This window comes from Mycobacterium sp. E787, from assembly GCF_001668725.1.
GTDB lineage: Bacteria > Actinomycetota > Actinomycetes > Mycobacteriales > Mycobacteriaceae > Mycobacterium.
The window spans coordinates 1-1,031 of record NZ_LZKL01000072.1 but is presented as its reverse complement, the minus strand read 5'-3'; the positions used below and the strand labels follow the sequence as shown (position 1 = coordinate 1,031).

2 protein-coding genes are annotated in these 1,031 nt (G+C 69.4%); one reads left to right on the top strand and one right to left on the bottom strand.

Annotated elements, in window-relative coordinates:
* Positions 1 to 364 (bottom strand): PPE family protein (locus tag A5705_RS15235; protein ID WP_156763128.1); only part of this gene is annotated, 364 nt, incomplete at its 3' end.
* 227 nt (positions 365 to 591) lie between these two features.
* Here A5705_RS15235 and A5705_RS15230 point away from each other — a divergent pair.
* Positions 592 to 1,031, top strand: a 440-nt coding sequence (locus A5705_RS15230; RefSeq protein WP_231982340.1) for a PPE family protein, incomplete at its 3' end; no start/stop codon positions are given.

Sequence of the window (1,031 nt, the reverse complement as noted above, 5' to 3'; positions counted from 1 at the left end):
CTGGCGACGACACCAGTTTGGAGCGATTGGCCGACACCACCACCGGATGCACCGTCGCCGCCAACGCCGACTCAAACGCACCGGCCACCGCTTTGGCCTGCGCGGCCGCACTCGCAGCTTGAGACGCCGCCGAGGTCAACCACGCCGAATACGGAACGGCTGCGGCGGCCATCGCCGCGGATGCAGGACCCTGCCACGCGTGACCAGCCAACGCCGAGGTCACCGAGGAAAACGATCCCGCGGCCGCACTCAACTCATCGGCCAGCCCGTCCCACGCCGCAGCGGCCGCCAACATTGGCGCTGACCCGGCACCGGAGAACATCCGGGACGAATTGATCTCCGGCGGGAGCACCAAAAAGCTCATGACCGCGGTCCCTTCTCAGCAGCGAGCCCCGGGAGCCAAAGTGTGCCTTCGCTCGGGTTCACACGCAACCGCGACTGCGAGCGCTTGATCCCTGCGGTCCGGTCCGCAACGATCGTGCGGCGGCCGGGATTGGATTCCCGCCTAACGGGGTATGGGGCAGGCCGGAGAATGTACGTTGCTCCAGTGGCTGCTGAAGGTCTGATCAACGACGATCGAGGGGAGCAGTGATGAACTTTTCGGTGTTTCCGCCCGAGGTCAACTCGGTGCTCCTGCTTGATGGGCCGGGCCCGGGGCCGATGCTGGAGGCGGCGGCGGCCTGGGACGGGATCCGCAGTGAGTTGAGCGCGGCGGCAAGCGCATTCAGCTCCGTGACCTCGGACCTGGCCGGGCAGGCCTGGCAGGGCCCGTCGGCGGCGTCCATGACCAACGCGGCCGCCGGGTACGTGGACTGGCTGGGCGGGGCGGCCGCGCAAGCCGAGCAGTCGGCGGCCCAGGCGCGGGCGGCGGCCGTCGCCTACGAGGCCGCGCTGGCGACCATCGTGGACCCCGGGTCGATCACGGCCAATCGCGGCCAGCTGGTGTCGCTGGTGATGTCGAACCTGTTCGGCCAGAACGCGCCGGCGATCGCGGCGGCCGAGGCCGAATACGAGCAGATGTGGGCCCAGGA